Annotated in this window: 9 protein-coding genes and 1 riboswitch; of the genes, 4 read left to right on the top strand and 5 right to left on the bottom strand. The window is 71.6% G+C overall.

Annotated elements, in window-relative coordinates; translation table 11 throughout:
* The first annotated feature begins 3 nt into the window (after positions 1 to 3).
* The gene (locus AB0J74_RS19455; RefSeq protein ID WP_363449713.1) at positions 4 to 1,662 is read left to right on the top strand and encodes a glycosyltransferase; all 1,659 of its coding nucleotides are present in this window, start codon (positions 4 to 6) and stop codon (positions 1,660 to 1,662) included.
* A gap of 339 nt (positions 1,663 to 2,001) precedes the next feature.
* Here AB0J74_RS19455 and AB0J74_RS19450 read toward each other — a convergent pair whose 3' ends face one another.
* On the bottom strand, positions 2,002 to 3,633 hold the full coding sequence (locus AB0J74_RS19450) for a glycosyltransferase (protein WP_363449711.1): 1,632 nt from the start codon (positions 3,631 to 3,633) through the stop codon (positions 2,002 to 2,004).
* Positions 3,634 to 3,730: 97 nt separating this feature from the next.
* Between AB0J74_RS19450 and AB0J74_RS19445 the strand changes: the two genes are divergently transcribed.
* Together AB0J74_RS19445 and AB0J74_RS19440 are read left to right on the top strand one after the other, a co-directional pair.
* On the top strand, positions 3,731 to 5,698 hold the full coding sequence (locus AB0J74_RS19445) for a glycosyltransferase (RefSeq protein WP_363449709.1): 1,968 nt from the start codon (positions 3,731 to 3,733) through the stop codon (positions 5,696 to 5,698).
* Between the two features lie 10 nt (positions 5,699 to 5,708).
* Positions 5,709 to 6,599, top strand: a complete 891-nt coding sequence (locus AB0J74_RS19440) for a diacylglycerol kinase family protein (RefSeq protein WP_363449707.1) — start codon at positions 5,709 to 5,711, stop codon at positions 6,597 to 6,599.
* Here the strand turns inward: AB0J74_RS19440 and AB0J74_RS19435 are convergent.
* Entirely contained in the window at positions 6,596 to 7,840 is a 1,245-nt protein-coding gene (locus tag AB0J74_RS19435) for a glutamate-cysteine ligase family protein (RefSeq protein ID WP_363449705.1), read from the bottom strand. The two genes, AB0J74_RS19440 and AB0J74_RS19435, sit on opposite strands and share 4 nt — an antisense overlap.
* 378 nt (positions 7,841 to 8,218) lie before the next feature.
* A riboswitch (cyclic di-AMP (ydaO/yuaA leader) is annotated at positions 8,219 to 8,351 on the top strand.
* 2 nt (positions 8,352 to 8,353) lie between these two features.
* On the opposite strand from AB0J74_RS19435, the gene AB0J74_RS19430 reads away from it, so the two are divergent.
* Entirely contained in the window at positions 8,354 to 9,400 is a 1,047-nt protein-coding gene (locus tag AB0J74_RS19430; RefSeq protein WP_363449703.1) for a hypothetical protein, read from the top strand.
* On the opposite strand, the gene AB0J74_RS19425 is transcribed toward AB0J74_RS19430, so the two are convergent.
* Genes AB0J74_RS19425 through AB0J74_RS19415 form a run of 3 tightly spaced genes read right to left on the bottom strand, consistent with a single transcriptional unit; the run spans position 9,401 to position 14,003 of the window.
* Positions 9,401 to 11,779: a glycoside hydrolase family 65 protein gene (locus AB0J74_RS19425; RefSeq protein ID WP_363449701.1), complete on the bottom strand. Its 2,379-nt coding sequence runs from the start codon at positions 11,777 to 11,779 to the stop codon at positions 9,401 to 9,403.
* The gene (locus AB0J74_RS19420; protein WP_363449699.1) at positions 11,776 to 12,528 is read right to left on the bottom strand and encodes a beta-phosphoglucomutase family hydrolase; all 753 of its coding nucleotides are present in this window, start codon (positions 12,526 to 12,528) and stop codon (positions 11,776 to 11,778) included. Before AB0J74_RS19420 ends, AB0J74_RS19425 begins: the two co-directional genes overlap by 4 nt.
* A gap of 23 nt (positions 12,529 to 12,551) precedes the next feature.
* Positions 12,552 to 14,003 (bottom strand): multicopper oxidase domain-containing protein, encoded by a 1,452-nt coding sequence (locus AB0J74_RS19415; protein ID WP_363449697.1) that lies wholly within the window; start codon positions 14,001 to 14,003, stop codon positions 12,552 to 12,554.
* Between the last annotated feature and the right edge of the window lie 152 nt (positions 14,004 to 14,155).

The following is a 14,155-nucleotide window of genomic DNA, read 5'->3' as shown; positions in this document are numbered from 1 at the left end:
GCCGTGCTGTCGGTCGTGGTTCCGGTGCACAACGTCCTCCGCTATTTGGACATTTGCCTCGAATCACTGGCTGGGCAGACCTACCGCGATCTCGACGTGGTGCTGGTCGACGACGGCTCGACGGACGGCAGCGGTGCGGTAGCGGCGGCGTGGGTGGCCCGGGATCCGCGGTTCCGGTTGGTCAGCCAGGCCAACGCCGGCCTGGGCGCGGCCCGCAATGCCGGCGCTGCCGTGGCGCGCGGTGAGTATCTCGCCTTCGTCGACGCCGATGACGTGCTGCCGTCGTACGCCTTCGAGGTGTTGGTCGGCGCTCTGGAGAAGACCGGGTCGGACTTCGCGACCGGTGACGTGCGGCTGCTGACCGACGGTGTGCTGACCCCGTCGCCGCTGCACCGGGGCACGCACCGGGAGACCCGGCTCGCCGTCGACCCGCGCACCGCTCGCTACCTGGTCTACGACCGCCTGGCCTGCAACAAGGTCTGGCGGCGGTCGTTCTGGGGCGAGACCCGTTTTCCTGAGGGCGTGCACTACGAGGACATCCCGGTGACCGTGCCGCTCTACGGTCGGGCACGGGCGGTCGACGTGGTCGGTCTGCCGGTCTACTACTGGCGGCAACGCCCGCCCGGCGACCCGTCGATCAGCCAGCGCCTGGCCGAGCAACGCAACCTGGAAGACCGCTTCGCGGCGGTGAGCACGGCCCGCCGCGAACTGCCGCCCGACCTGGCGACCTGGTACGCGGAGACCGCCCTGCAGAGCGACCTGCGCTTGGTGCTGGAGGTGCTGCCCGACGTCGACGAGGCCTACCGGGCCCGCTTCCGCAAGCTGGCGTCGGCCTTCGTGGCCGACATCGACCCCGGGGTCCTTGACCGCCTGCCGGGCCGGTTGGCGACCGCCTGGCGCCTGGCGCTGGGCGACGACCTCGACCGGCTGGTCGCCCTGGTCCGCGACGTCCACGCGAGCGGCCTGGCCGGGATGGCCGCCTGGCGCGACCCGGCGCACCCGGTCTCGGTGACCGAGGTGCGCTGGTCCGGCGACGACCGGCTGCGGCTGCGAGTCGCCGGCGCCCGGAGCCCGCTCTCCATGCTGTGGCTACACCAGGGCGGCGCGCCGCACCGGGTGGTCGCGACCGCGGTGTCCGGCACTGCCTCGCTGCACGCGTCACGCCTGGCCCCGGGGGAGTGGACGGTCAACATCGCCCCGCCCCGCATGTTGGTTCGCGTCACCGACCCGCCCCCGCCGTTGCCGTCCCGCTGGATCGACCCGGCGACCCGGGTGACACCGCTGGCCCGCGGCGGCGTGCTGCGCCTGCTGGTGGACCGTCCGACCGTTTACGCCACCGTGGCCCGGCAGGACGGCACGGACCTGTGCGTCGAGGGCGTCGGTCGCCTGGAGCCGGACGTGCTCCTACACCTGGAACTCGCACCGGGCATCCCGTCCCGCTCCTACCCGGTGGTGCCCGCGGGCGACCGGTGGTCGGTGCGGCTCCCGCTCGCCGACCTGGCCGCTCCACCTCTCGCGCTCCCGGCCGAGCCGCCGGCGGTCTGGCGGGCGGCCCTCGGCGCGTCGTCCGACCCGCTCCTCGGCGGCCCCGACTTCACCGGAGCCGTGATCGGCGCCGTGGTGGTCGCCGCCGACGCACGCGGCGTCCTGACCATCACCTGATCCCTGCGCGTGTGCAGCCCTCCCGGACCGCTGGGCCGGTCGGCGTGCCCACCGGGTCCTGCTCACGGCGCGCCGCCGGCGCCGGGCGTGTCGCGGCCGGACGGGGACCGCTCGTTCCGGCATACATGTTTTGGCATGTAGCCACATGCCAAAACATGTGCGTCCCGACGGCCTACCCCGATCCCTTGCTCTGCACCCCTGTAGGAAGCGCCGCCGCGCCGGAGGCGCTTCCTACAGGGGTGCAGAGCAAAGCGGGTAGAACCCGGACCCAGCCTGCGGGGAAAAATGGCATAGGGGGACCGGCTACCCGCTTTTCGGCGGGAGTGATCCGGCCGCGGATCAGCTTGTGCTCTTGCCCTTGCGGGCGCGGAGCTTGCGGCTGGCGGCGTCGGCGTAGCGGCGGGCGACGAACTTCGTCGCGACCGCCAGGGACCGCGCGCCGCCGACCGGGATCGTCTCGACGCCGGAGTAGCTGGCCTTCTTGCTCTTCGCCGGCTTGGACACCAGGCGTGGGCGCGGCGAGACCAGGTCGCTCTCCGGCAGTTCGCCAAGGTCGGTGATCGCGAAGTCGGTGCCGCTGACCCAGCGTTCGCCGGCTACGGCCAGGACCGCCTTCTCCCAGGTCTCGTCCGCGCGGCGGACCCGGGCGGCCCGGCTCAGCGCCGACGTGCGCCAGAGCTCGACGGCCGCGTCCGGGGAGCTGACGCCCGGCGGGAGCACGCGGACCAGGCCGACCTGCCACTCGTCGGCCACGCCGACCAGGCGGCGGACCGTGTTGGCGTCCACGCCGCAGGTGACCGGGACGCGCAGCAGGTAGGGCGACGGGTAGACCGACTCCGGCACCGCGTTGACCAGGGCCACCCGCGGGTCCGAGCGGTAGGTCGCCTCGATCAGGCGGCGGTCGAGCAGCGGGTCGTTGAGGACCGACATGCGCTGCTGGGTGATCGCCGACCAGTCGGCGACGAGCAGCACCCGCAGGTCGGTCTGGTCGCTGGCCAGCAGGCGGTCGACGCAGGTGCGGACCAGCTCGAAGCTGCCGTCGGCCGGGACGACCGCGGTGACCAGGGGAACCTTCCAGGTGCGGTTGCCGGCCGGGCGGAGCCAGCGCGGGTGGGGCATCAGGTCGGCCAGGAACGGGTGGTTGTAGCGGCGTAGCTGCTCGCCGCGCTGCATCATGTTGGTGGGGCCCATGTGCCAGCTGCCGGCCTTCGGCTCGGGCACGAAAGCCGCGCCGGCCTGGGTCAGGCGGAAGCCGAACTCCGTGTCTTCGCCCAGCCGCAGGCTGGTGTCGAGGCCGCCGGTCTCCTCGTAGAGGCGGCGGGTCAGGGCCGCGGTCGCGCCGACGTGGGCGCGGAAGTTGAGGTGGTCGCCGGCGCGGAGCTGGTCGGTGTCGTCGATGATCTTCTCGACGTAGTCGTGCGGGTCGGTCTCGTCCCACTCGAAGAGGGTGTTGATCGTGCCCGCGGCGCACCGCTCGGAGACCTCTTCCGGGGTCGACCAGCCGGTGCCGACGAAGCGCTTGTGGCCGAGCGTGACCACCTCGTCGGTGACGTGGTGCCAGCGCGCCTGGGCCTCGACGTGCTCGGGGTAGACGACCATGTCGGCGTCGAGCCAGTGGATGATCTCACCGGTGCTGTTGGTGGCGCCGACGTGCAGGGCGTTGGAGCGGCCCCAGCCCGAGGAGTGGTCGGCGACCCGGACGATCCGGCAATTGCCGGGGCGGATCTTCGGCAGCTCGATCGGCGGGTCGCTGGTGTCGTCGGCGATGACGACCTCGAGGAGCTCGGCCGGGTAGGTCTGGTGCGCCAGCGAGGCCAGTGTCAGGTTGAGTGACTCCTGGCAGTTGTATGCCGGGATCACGACGGACACGGTGCGGGTCGGCGTCCAGCGGCCGATCTCTGGCGGCTGCAGGACGCTCCAGTCGTTGCGGAAGATCCGCACCGGCTCGGCTGCGTCGTTCGGGATCGGCACGGTCGAGAGTGTATCCAGCGAAATTCCGACTCGCGCGGGCGCTACGTTTATAGCGCCGGCCGGCGGGCGCCGGTCCGGGGGAGACGGGAGCTTTGGCGTGTCGGTGGAGCAGGATCCCATACGCATCCACCGCTGGCGGATCTATTCGGGTCCACGGGCCGAGCGCCGCCGGATCTGGCCCGCCCACATGTTCCGGGCGCCACTGAGCGTGATCGAGTCGCCGCAGAGCCCCGCGGGGCCGCTCGGCGCCAACACCTGGGTCACCTCGATGTGCGTCAGCGTCGCTTCGCTGGCCGACCTGCGCGCGCTGCTCGACCACCCGGCCGCGATCACCATGGTCCGCAAACTCACCGTGTACGTCGAGAACTGGCACATCCCGCAGAGCAGCTGGTCCGGCCGGCTGGGCCCGATCCCGCACCTGCTGCGGCACCGCACCGAGATGCCGTCGAGCAACCACGGCCGGGCCGCCGTCTCGCTGGAGGTGCGCTGGTCGGTCCCGCTGCGCAAGCTGATCATGGCGGTGCTGCCGATCTTCACGTCGGTCCGCCCGCTGCCCCGCCCGGCCAGTGCCGACATCACCGTGCAAGACGTGGCACCGCCATGGGTGGGCTCGGCCGTCAACGTGGCCGTGGTCGCCGGCGGCCTGCCCACCAACGCCGACATCCGCCCGCACGACCTGGTGCTCAGCGCCGACGGCGAGCCGCTGCCGGCGGTCGTCGACGACGGCGAGGAGCCGCCGGCGGCGGCCCAGGTCTACGGCACGGTGATCCAGGCGGGCGCGGCCGGTGCGGCCGGGAGTGTCATGGTCGACGTCGAAGACTCGGCCTGCATCCGCCGCTACGGCCCGTTCGGCCCTGGCGCCGCCCGCGCCGAACTCGTCTTCGACGAAGACACCTGGCGGATCAACGGTGCCGACGGCAACCTGGTCACCGGCCGGCTCGACGCCAACCGGTTGCCCGAGGAAGCGGTCGACGCGCTGGCCGGGATCGGCCTGGTGCACTGCGCCAAGGCGCCCTGCGTGCACCCGACCCAGGAGGCGGCGGTGCTGGTGCGGCTGGCCGCGGCCGGCGTGCTGCTGCACGCGCCCGACCTGATGCCGCCGGTCGCCGCCCACCTGGCCGACGAGTTGCGCCCGCTGGTCGTCGACGACCTGCCGCACCTGGCCGACGGAGACTTCGAGTGGGAGGTGCGTGCCGTCCGCCAGCGCCGAGCGGCGCTGCGCCAGCACGCCACCGCGTTCGCGCTGCCCCGGCTGGCCGGCAAGACCTTCCCGGCGCTGGTCGCACCGCCGCCGGTCAGCGTGCTGCTGGTCACCCGTCGCTTGGAGCACGTCGCCGATGCGATGGAAGCGATCGAGCGGCAGACCTACCCCGACCTGGAGATCGTGCTCTGCCTGCACGGCGTGCTGCCGTCGGCCGAGGTGCTCGACCGGGTCGCCCGCTCCAGCCGGCCGGTCGAGTTGGTCACGATCGCGCCCGAGGAGCGGTTCGGTTTCGGCGAGGCGATCGGCCGGGCCACCGCCCGGGCGCGTGGCAGCCTGATCACCAAGTTCGACGACGACGACACCTACGGCCCCGAACACGTCTGGGACCTGGTGCTGGCCCGGCTGGTCTCCGGCGCGACGCTGGTCGGCAAGTCGGCCGAGTTCGTGCACCTGCACGCCCTCGACACCACCGTGCGGCGCGACGCCGGGCGCAGCGAGGTCTACGCCCGGGTGGTGGCCGGCGGCACGATGCTGATCAGCCGGGGCGACCTGGAGGAGATCGGCGGCTGGCGACCGGTGCCGCGGTCGATCGACCGGGGCCTGATCGAGCGGGTGGCCCGGGGTGGCGGCCTGATCTACCGGACCCACCCGCTGGGCTACGTCTACCACCGCCGGGCTGGCGGGCACACCTGGGACCCGGGCCTCGAATACTTCCTGCGCGAGAGCGGCGCACAGTGGCCGGGCGTGCCGCGGCACAGCGAGTTCGGCACGCTGCCGGCGACCGCCCACCCGCTCCCGGCCGACCCGGCGCCCGCCGGTCCGGTGCCCGACGCCCGCTTGGTGGGTCGCTCCGCGGGGTAAGAACCCCCGCATGGCAACCAAGGTCGCGGTCGTCGCGCATCAACGCAAGAGCCTGGGTGGCGGCTTACGGGAGCTGCGGCGCCGGCTCGCCGACGCCGGCGTGATCGATCCACTGTGGTACGAGGTGCCCAAGAGCCGCAAGGCGCCCAAGAAGGTGCGCAAGGCGCTCAAGGCCGGCGCCGAGCTGATCCTGGTCTGGGGCGGCGACGGGATGGTGCAGCGGACTGTCGACGCGGTGGCCCGGGCCGAGGCCGACGGCGTCGCGCTGGCCATCCTCCCGGCCGGCACGGCCAACCTGCTGGCCACCAACCTGGGCATCCCCGAAGACCTGGGCGAGGCCGTCGAGATCGCGCTGCACGGCCGGCGCCGGGCGCTCGACCTCGGGCGGATCAACGGCGAGCACTTCGCGGTGATGGCCGGCGCCGGCTTCGACGGCGAACTGATCCGCGAAGCCGACGGCGGGATGAAGGACCGGCTGGGCCGGCTGGCGTACGCCTGGACCGGCGCCCGCCACGTCCGCGACGGTGCCGTGCCGATGAGGGTCGAGGTCGACGGGGAGCAGTGGTACGCCGGAGCGGCCAGTTGCGTGCTGTTCGGCAACGTCGGCACCATCACCGGCGGCATCCGGGCGTTCGACGACGCCGACCCGCACGACGGCCGCATCGAGGTCGGCGTGGCCACCGCCGAGGGCGCGCTGGAATGGGCGCGCACCCTCGGCCGGATGGCCACCGGCCGCTCCGAGGGCTCACCGTTCATCAAGATGACCGCGGGCCGGGCCGTGAAGGTCAAGCTGGCCGAACCGCTGACCTACGAGATCGACGGCGGCGCCCGGAGCGCCGCGACGAAGCTCAAGGCCCGCGCCGTGCCGGGTGCCGTGACCGTCTGCCTGCCGAACTCCTAACCCAGGGCCGGCTCGGTGAACGTCGCCGGTGGCACCGGGTCGTCGGCCGGGCAGGCACCACGCGAGACGTAGCGCTCGATGAACACGTCGACCGCCCGCCGCACCCGCCGGCCGGCGCCGCGCCGGTCGAGCGCCGAGGCGGCCGCCGCGAAGCAGGTCAGCGCGGCCGCGCCGAGTTGCGGGTCGGCCAGCCCGTCGCGGGCCGCGGCGAGCCAGTCGCGGTGCCGGCGCAACGGCGAGCGCAGGTGCTCGGTCGCCGCCGCGGCGGCGTCGGCCGCGATCGGGTCGTCGAGCAGCGCGGTCACCACGGCCAGCGGCACCACCCAGCCGTCGCCGGGCTGCTGGTCGATCATCCGGAACTCCAGGTAGCCGCGCGGGCGTACCGGCGGGACCAGGGTGCCCAGGTGGCGTTCCAGGTCCTCGAGGGTGGCCGGGCGCGGGCCGTGGCCGCGCAGCCAGGAGCGCATCGTCAGCCCGGTGGGCACCTGCCAGGGCGCCGGCTCGGGCTCGGCGATCATCGTGACGTTGGCGCGCAGCGCGTAGCGGGCCCAGTCGGCGCGCGGCTCGCCGGTGCGCCGGGGCGCGCGGGTGCGTGTCGCGTCGGTGCCGAACCGCAGCGCCTGGCGGTAGGAGACCCACCGGGTGCCGCGGATCCGCCGCGGCGAGTTGGCGAACGCGGCCAGCAGCACCGGGCCGATCGCGTCGGCCAGCCACCAGCGCATCCGGTAGCCGCTCCAGCCGTCGGACTCGTCGCCGGAGTCCAGGCAGACCTGGACGGAGGCCGAGTTGCACATCACGGCCAGGCCCTTGCCGCCCGCTCGCGCGTGGAAGTCGGCCAGCGCCAGGTAGCGCGGGTGAGTGGTGATCAGCTCGGGCCGGCGGTGCGCGTCGAAGCCGGTGCCGTCGAGCAGCAGCCCGTCGGCGGCCAGGGCCGCCCGGGTCAGGGCCAGGTCGGCCCGGGTCGCCTCGACACAGTCCGACAGGGACGCACCGACCGCGGAGGAGATCTCCAGTTGCCCGCCGGGCTCGACGGTGATCCGGCCGCCCCCGGGCAGCGGATCGGACAGGCCGCTGGTCGCCTCGACCAGCCGGGCGATCGACGGGCGCGCCAGCGGCGCGCGCGGATCGCGCACGGGGTATTCGAGCTCGACACCGACCCGGCCAACCGGGCCGACCCGGAATCCCGCGGCTGCGACGTAGGTCTCCGCCGCGCGCTCCGTGAGGACGGCGATCTCGTCCACGGCGCCTCCGATGAGTGCGGTTGTCTGCCGCCGTCGGCGGGAGTGCCGGCGGCGCCGATGGGGTGGGGTGTGTGCCGTCCGGCGTAAAGCCCGGTCGGAGTGACTCCATTAGCGGTCCCGCGAGCCTCCTTGTCCAGCGGAACCGGCCAACTCGAAATGAACCTTCGATTGACCACACGTTCGGCTGACGGCCGCGGTTGCCGGCACTACTTTCACGTTTTCCCGTACGCTTTCTTAAGCGCTCCTTACGTCACCGAAAGTCGTTGCTGCGTAACGCATTCCGGGTCTGAGGAAGGCCCATCCGATCCTTGCGAAGAATAGGTCCGGATCGGTTAAGCTGGCTCCGGCTTCCGCCGGATCATCCCCCCGGTGACACCGGCGCCGCTGCTGCCTAATCGTCGAGAGACGAGCCGGGGACCCGAGTTCCTGGGGTGAGTCCGCGAATGCGGTAGGGGTTGTTCCGCCCCGAACCCGACAGCTAACCCGGTAGGCGGCCCTACCGAAGGAACGTGAATGACGCGCAAAGGACGTCCGCGCGCTCTTGCCCGGCGCGCCGGCCTGGTCGGGATCGTCACGCTGTTGGTGGGCCTTGCCCTCACCCCGGCGGCGGTCGCCGCACCCAACCCAACCCCCGCACCGCCGGTCGAGGGCGGAAAGAACGAACTGCTCGACGACGTGATCGAGCGCACCAGCCGGGCCTTCGTCGACGCCAAGAACGCGGTGGCCGACTCGCGCAAGAAGCAGGACGCGCTGAGCAAGGAACTCGCCCGGCTGCAGGTCCGCACCGCGGCGCTGACGCCGCAGGCCACCGAGATCGCCCGGCACAGCTACATCAACGGCCGGATCGGGCCGGCGCTGATGCTGCTCAACAGCCGCAGCCCCAACGCCTTCCTGGCCCGGGCCGAGACGCTCGACATGCTGTCGGCCTACGACAACGGGCGGCTCGCCGACCTGGCCGAAGCGACACAGCAGGCCCAGGCGGCCAAGAGCCAACTCGACCTGGAGGTCAAGCGCGAGGCCGCACAGGAAGCGGTGATGGCGAAGCAGAAGTCGGAAGTGGAGAAGGCGTTCACGTTGGCCGGCGGCAAGACCGTCAACGGCAACGTCTACGTCAACCAGCCGGTGGCCCGGCAATCGCCGCGGGCGGCCGACGGTTCCTTCCCGGCGCAGTCGTGCAGCGTCGACGACCCGACGACCAACGGGTGCATCACGCCGCGGATGCTCTTCGCCCTCAAGGAGACCCAGCGGGTGGGCTACAAGCGGTTCGTCTCGTGTCACCGCGACGGCGGCCCCTTCGAGCATCCGAAGGGGCGCGCCTGCGATTTCTCGGTCTTCAAGACCAACGACTTCGGCAGCGGTGACGCACAGGGCGACGCCAGGTTCTACGGCAACAACCTGGCGTCGTTCCTGGTCAAGAACGCCGACAAGCTCGGCATTCTCTATGTGATCTGGTATCGACAGGTCTGGCTACCGTCGACGGGGACGTGGAAGTCATACAGCGGCCAACACGGCGACCCGTCGAGTGACCACACCAACCACGTCCACCTCTCGGTCCTCTAGCTAGCGCCGCCGGGTGTCGGGTGCCGGCCGGCGGGCCGGCGCCCGACCCGCGGGCTGGCGGGGCTGCCGCCGGTGCGGCTCGAGCGGCGGGATCGGCATCCGCACCTCTTTCTCGGTCGTCACCGTGACCGCCTCACCGTGGTGGCTGAAGTCGAGGCTCGCGTCGGCCGCGCCGTTGCGCAGCGAGTAGATCGCCTCGTGCTGGCGCACGTCGACCCGCAGCCGCATGCCCCGCCACATCAGCGAGAACTCCAGCCGGCTGATCCGGGCCGGCAGCCGCGGCAGGAACGTGAGCTGCTCCTCGTGGTCGCGCATGCCGCCGAAACCGGCCACCAGACCGAGCCACGCGCCGGCCAGGGCCGCGATGTGCAGCCCTTCCCGGGTGTTGTTGTGGATGTCGTGCAGGTCCATCAGCGCGGCTTCGCCGAGATAGTCGTGTGCCAACTCGAGGTAGCCGACCTCGGCCGCGACGACCGACTGGGTGCACGCCGACAACGACGAGTCGCGTACGGTGCGCCGCTCGTAGTAGTCGAAGTTGCGCAGCTTCTGCTCGGGCGTGAACGCGTCGCCGCACCAGTGCATGGCCAGCACCAGGTCGGCCTGCTTGACCACCTGACGGCGGTAGAGGTCGAAGTACGGGAAGTTCAGCAGCAGCGGATAGTTTTCCGGCGGCGTGTTGTCGAAGTCCCACTCCTGGTAGCGGGTGAAGCCCTCGACCTGTGGATGCACACCCAACTCGTCGTCGTACGGGATGTGCATGTTGACGGCAGCCTCGCGCCAGGCGGCGGTCTCCTCGTCGTCGACACCGAGCCGCCAGGCCCGCTCGCTGTGCCGGCTGACGCAGTCGGCCGCGGTAACCATGTTCCGCTTGGCCATCAGGTTGGTGTAGATGTTGTCGTTCTTGACCGCGGTGTATTCGTCGGGGCCGGTAACCCCGTCGATGTGGAACTTGCCGTGCCGGTCGTGGTGGCCGAGCGAGTGCCAGAGCCGGGCCGTCTCGACCAGGAGCTCCAGCCCTATCTCCCGCTCGAAGTCGACGTCGCCGGTGGCCTGCACGTAGCGCCGGACGGCGTCGGCGATGCCGGCGTTGACGTGGAAGCCCGCGGTGCCGGCCGGCCAGTAGCCGGAGCACTCCTGGCCGCGGATGGTGCGCCAGGGGAAGGCGGCGCCCCGCAGCCCGAGCTGTTTGGCCCGGTCGCGGGCCATCTCCAGGGTGGCGTGCCGCCAGCGAAGCGCGTGCGCCACCGCCACCGGCTGGGTGTAGGTGAGCACCGGCAGCGCGAACATCTCGGTGTCCCAGAAGACGTGGCCGTCGTAGCCGGGACCGGTCAGGCCCTTGGCCGCGATCGGCCGCAGCTCGGCCCGGGCGCCGGCCTGTAGTACGTGGAACAGCCCGAACCGGACCGCCTGCTGCACCTCCTGGTCGCCCTCGACCTGCACGTCGGCGGCGTCCCAGAAAGTGTCGAGGTATTCCTTCTGCTCCTGGACCAGACCGTCCCAGCCGGAGAACTCGGCGGCGGCCAGCGCGGCGCTGACCTGGTCGCGGATCGCGGGTAGCGACCGCCGGCTGGACCAGCCGTAGGCCAGCAGCTTGACCACGACCAGCTTCTCGCCTGGCTTGAGTACGCAGGCGATCGTGGTGCGGGCCCAGTCGTCGTGCGCCTCGGTGCTGATGTTGGTCTTGGCCGGCCCGTCGATCTCGTGCTGCATCGCCGCGCCGACCCGCAGCCCGCTGCGCTTGGTCTTGTGGATCAGCAGGCCGCGGGTCTTGTCGGTGATCCGCTCCTCGATCTGCAGCGGCTTCTCCAGCACGGCGGCGACCCGGGGGTCGCGGCTCTGCCCGGGCAGCTCCTCGTTGGCGACCAGCTCCGACTGCACGATCAGCCGCAGCGGCTCGTCGACCGCCTCGACCTCGTAGCGGATAGCGGCGATCGAGCGCTGGGTGAACGAGACCAGCCGGGTGCTGCGCACCTTGACCGCGCGGCCGGCGGGCGAGCGCCAGTGCACCGAGCGGTCGAGCGTGCCGGCGCGCAGGTCGAGCACCCGGGTGTGTGCCTCGAGTGCGCCGTACCGCACGTCGAAGGGCTCGTCGTCGACCAGCAGCCGGATCGGCTTGCCGTTGGTCACGTTGACGACCGTCTGCCCCGACTCGGGGAAGCCGTAACCGGCCTCGGCGTAAGGCAGCGGGCGCAGCTCGTAGAACGAGTTCAGGTAGGTGCCCGGCAGCCCGTGCGGCTCGCCCTCGTCGAGGTTGCCGCGCATGCCGATGTGTCCGTTGCCGAGCGCGAACACCGACTCGGCCTGCGCCAGCACGTCGACGTCGAGGCGGGTCTCCCGCACGTGCCAGGCCTCGACGGGATAGGCCCGTTCGCGGATCATGCCTTGCCCTCCAGCAGCTCGGACAGGTCGCGCACGACGATGTCGGCGCCGTGTGTCTTCAGGTCGGCGCCATGGCTGCCACCCACCCGGTCAACGCCGATCGTGATGCCGAAGTTGCCGGCTCGGCCGGCCGCCACTCCGGCGAGTGCGTCTTCGAAGACGGCCGCGTCGGCGGGTGCGACGCCGAGCATCTCGGCGCCGCGCAGGAAGGTGTCCGGCGCGGGCTTGCCCGGCAGCTTCTCGGCCCGCGCGACGTTGCCGTCGACCCGGGCGTCGAGCCACTCGCCGAGCCCCGTGATCTTCAGGATGTCGGGGGTGTTGGCGCTGGCCGAGACCACCGCGGTCTTGAGGCCGGCGGCCCGCGCCGCGCGCAGGTAGGCGACCGAGCCGTCGTAGACCTGGACGCCGTCTTCGCGGATGCGGCGGAGCAGGATGACGTTCTTGCGGTTGCCGACACCGTTGATGGTGTCGGCGTCGGGCGGATCATCGGGCTGCCCTTCGGGAAGCGTGATGCCGCGCGACCCGAGAAAGGTGCGCACTCCGTCGGCCCGGGTCCGGCCGTCGACATATTTGGGATAGTCGGAATGCGGGTCGAAAGCCGTGAACGGCTCGCCGGTAAGAGCACTGCGCCGGCGGAGGAATTCGTCGAAAGTCTCGGTCCATGCCGCGTTGTGAACGGTCGCGGTCTGGGTGAGCACGCCGTCCATATCGAACAGGCAGGCGGTCACATGATCGGGTAGCCCCAGCACGGGTCAAATCTAGTCGAACCTACCTAGTGGTGCTCGTGTGCGCCCACCCCGGAAATGCGGCCCGCCGACTGCCCCGGCTCGACCACGACGAACTGCCCCATCATCCCGTCGTCCTCGTGCATCAGAAGGTGACAGTGATACATGTAGGGCATATCCGGGTCGGCGTAGTCGGCGAACTTCATGATCAATCGCGCCTCGGTCTTCGGCGGCAGGAACACCGTGTCCTTCCAGCCGGAAAGCTCCGCCGGCGGCGCGGCGCCGCCGAGCGACAACACCTGAAACCGCACATCGTGTACGTGGAAGTTGTGCCGCTGCCCGTCGGTGTTGCGGACCGTCCAGATCTCGGTGCTGCCCAGCGTGACGACCGTGTCGATCCGGTCCATGTCCATCCCGTCGCCGTTGATATCGGTGCCGTTGAGGCGGAAGTCGCGGGTGGTCACCGCGGTGGCGGGATCGAGCCGGGGCAGCCCGCCGAACTCCGCCGGCAGCTTCGCGCTCGGGCGCAGGGTCGCCGCCGCCCGCAGTTCGAGCACGTCGAACTGGTCGCGGCCGGTGTCGAACGACCTCGCGGCGCCGATCTCCGGCGGGAAGCTGCGCAACACCACCCGCTCGCCGGCGCGTACCGGCACGACGATCTCGGCGCGCTCGCCGGGGGAGAGCCGGATCCGGCTCAGCGTGACCGGCGCCGCGAGAAGGCCGCCGTCGGTGGCGACCAGGTTGACGGGCCGCTCGTCGGCGAGGCCGAACGCGTACACCCGGGAGACCGAGGCGTTGAGCAGGCGCAGCCGGACCCGCTCGGTCACCACCTTCAGGTAGGGCGCGTAGGTGCCGTTGACCAGCAGCAGGTCCCCGGTGTTCTTGTTCTTGATCTGTCCATCGTGGAGGTCTTTGTCCTGCACGATGACCGGGATGTCGTCGACACCGTAGTCGTGCGGCAGGGCGCGCTGCGCCGGGCCGTCGTCGTCGAGGATGAACATGCCGGCCAAACCCTGGTTGACGTGCTCGCGGGTCCGGCCGTGCGGGTGTGGGTGGTACCAGAGCGTGGCCGCCGGCTGGTCGATGGTCCAACTCGGCGACCAGGTGGCGCCGGGGCGCACCGGCTGGTGCGGGCCGCCGTCCATCCGGGCCGGCAGGTGCATACCGTGCCAGTGCACGCTGGTTTCCTCGTCGAGGTTGTTGACGACGTCGACCCGCACCCGCTCGCCGCGCCGGGCACGCAGGGTCGGCCCGAGATAGTCGCCGTTGAAGCCCCAGGTGTGCGTGGTGCCGCCGATGCCGAAGTCGCGCCGGCCAGGCTGGGCGTGCAGTGTGAAGACCCGCTGCCCGGTGCCGTCGACGGTGGCCGGTGCCAGCGGCGGGATCAGCAGCGGCCGGGCGAAGTCGACCTGACCGACGGTGTCGACCGGGCTTGCGCAGCCGGCCGCGAGTAGGAACGTTCCGCCGAGTACGCCGGTGAGCAGGCTTCTGCGCCGCATGAGATCCGCACCTCCATAGTGACGTCGTCTACATGTAGCGTGCCTTCCTATCGACGCGACGGTCCACGCTCGCGGCCCGGTTTGGGGGGCGGTTCCGGGCGACCCCTAAGGAGTCGTTCCGGTTGACATGTGATTGAGTCACACATACGTTG

It is taken from the genome of Asanoa sp. NPDC049573 (assembly GCF_040676615.1).
Classification (GTDB): domain Bacteria; phylum Actinomycetota; class Actinomycetes; order Mycobacteriales; family Micromonosporaceae; genus Asanoa.
The sequence above is the reverse complement of the archived record's forward strand: the minus strand, read 5'-3'. Positions and strand labels throughout refer to the sequence as shown.

Coding starts and splice junctions, on each gene's coding strand:
- AB0J74_RS19430 (WP_363449703.1), top strand. CDS start 8,354: ATGACGCGCAAAGGACGTCCGCGCGCTCTTGCCCGGCGCGCCGGCCTG.
- AB0J74_RS19440 (WP_363449707.1), top strand. CDS start 5,709: ATGGCAACCAAGGTCGCGGTCGTCGCGCATCAACGCAAGAGCCTGGGT.
- AB0J74_RS19425 (WP_363449701.1), bottom strand. CDS start 11,779: ATGATCCGCGAACGGGCCTATCCCGTCGAGGCCTGGCACGTGCGGGAG.
- AB0J74_RS19415 (WP_363449697.1), bottom strand. CDS start 14,003: ATGCGGCGCAGAAGCCTGCTCACCGGCGTACTCGGCGGAACGTTCCTA.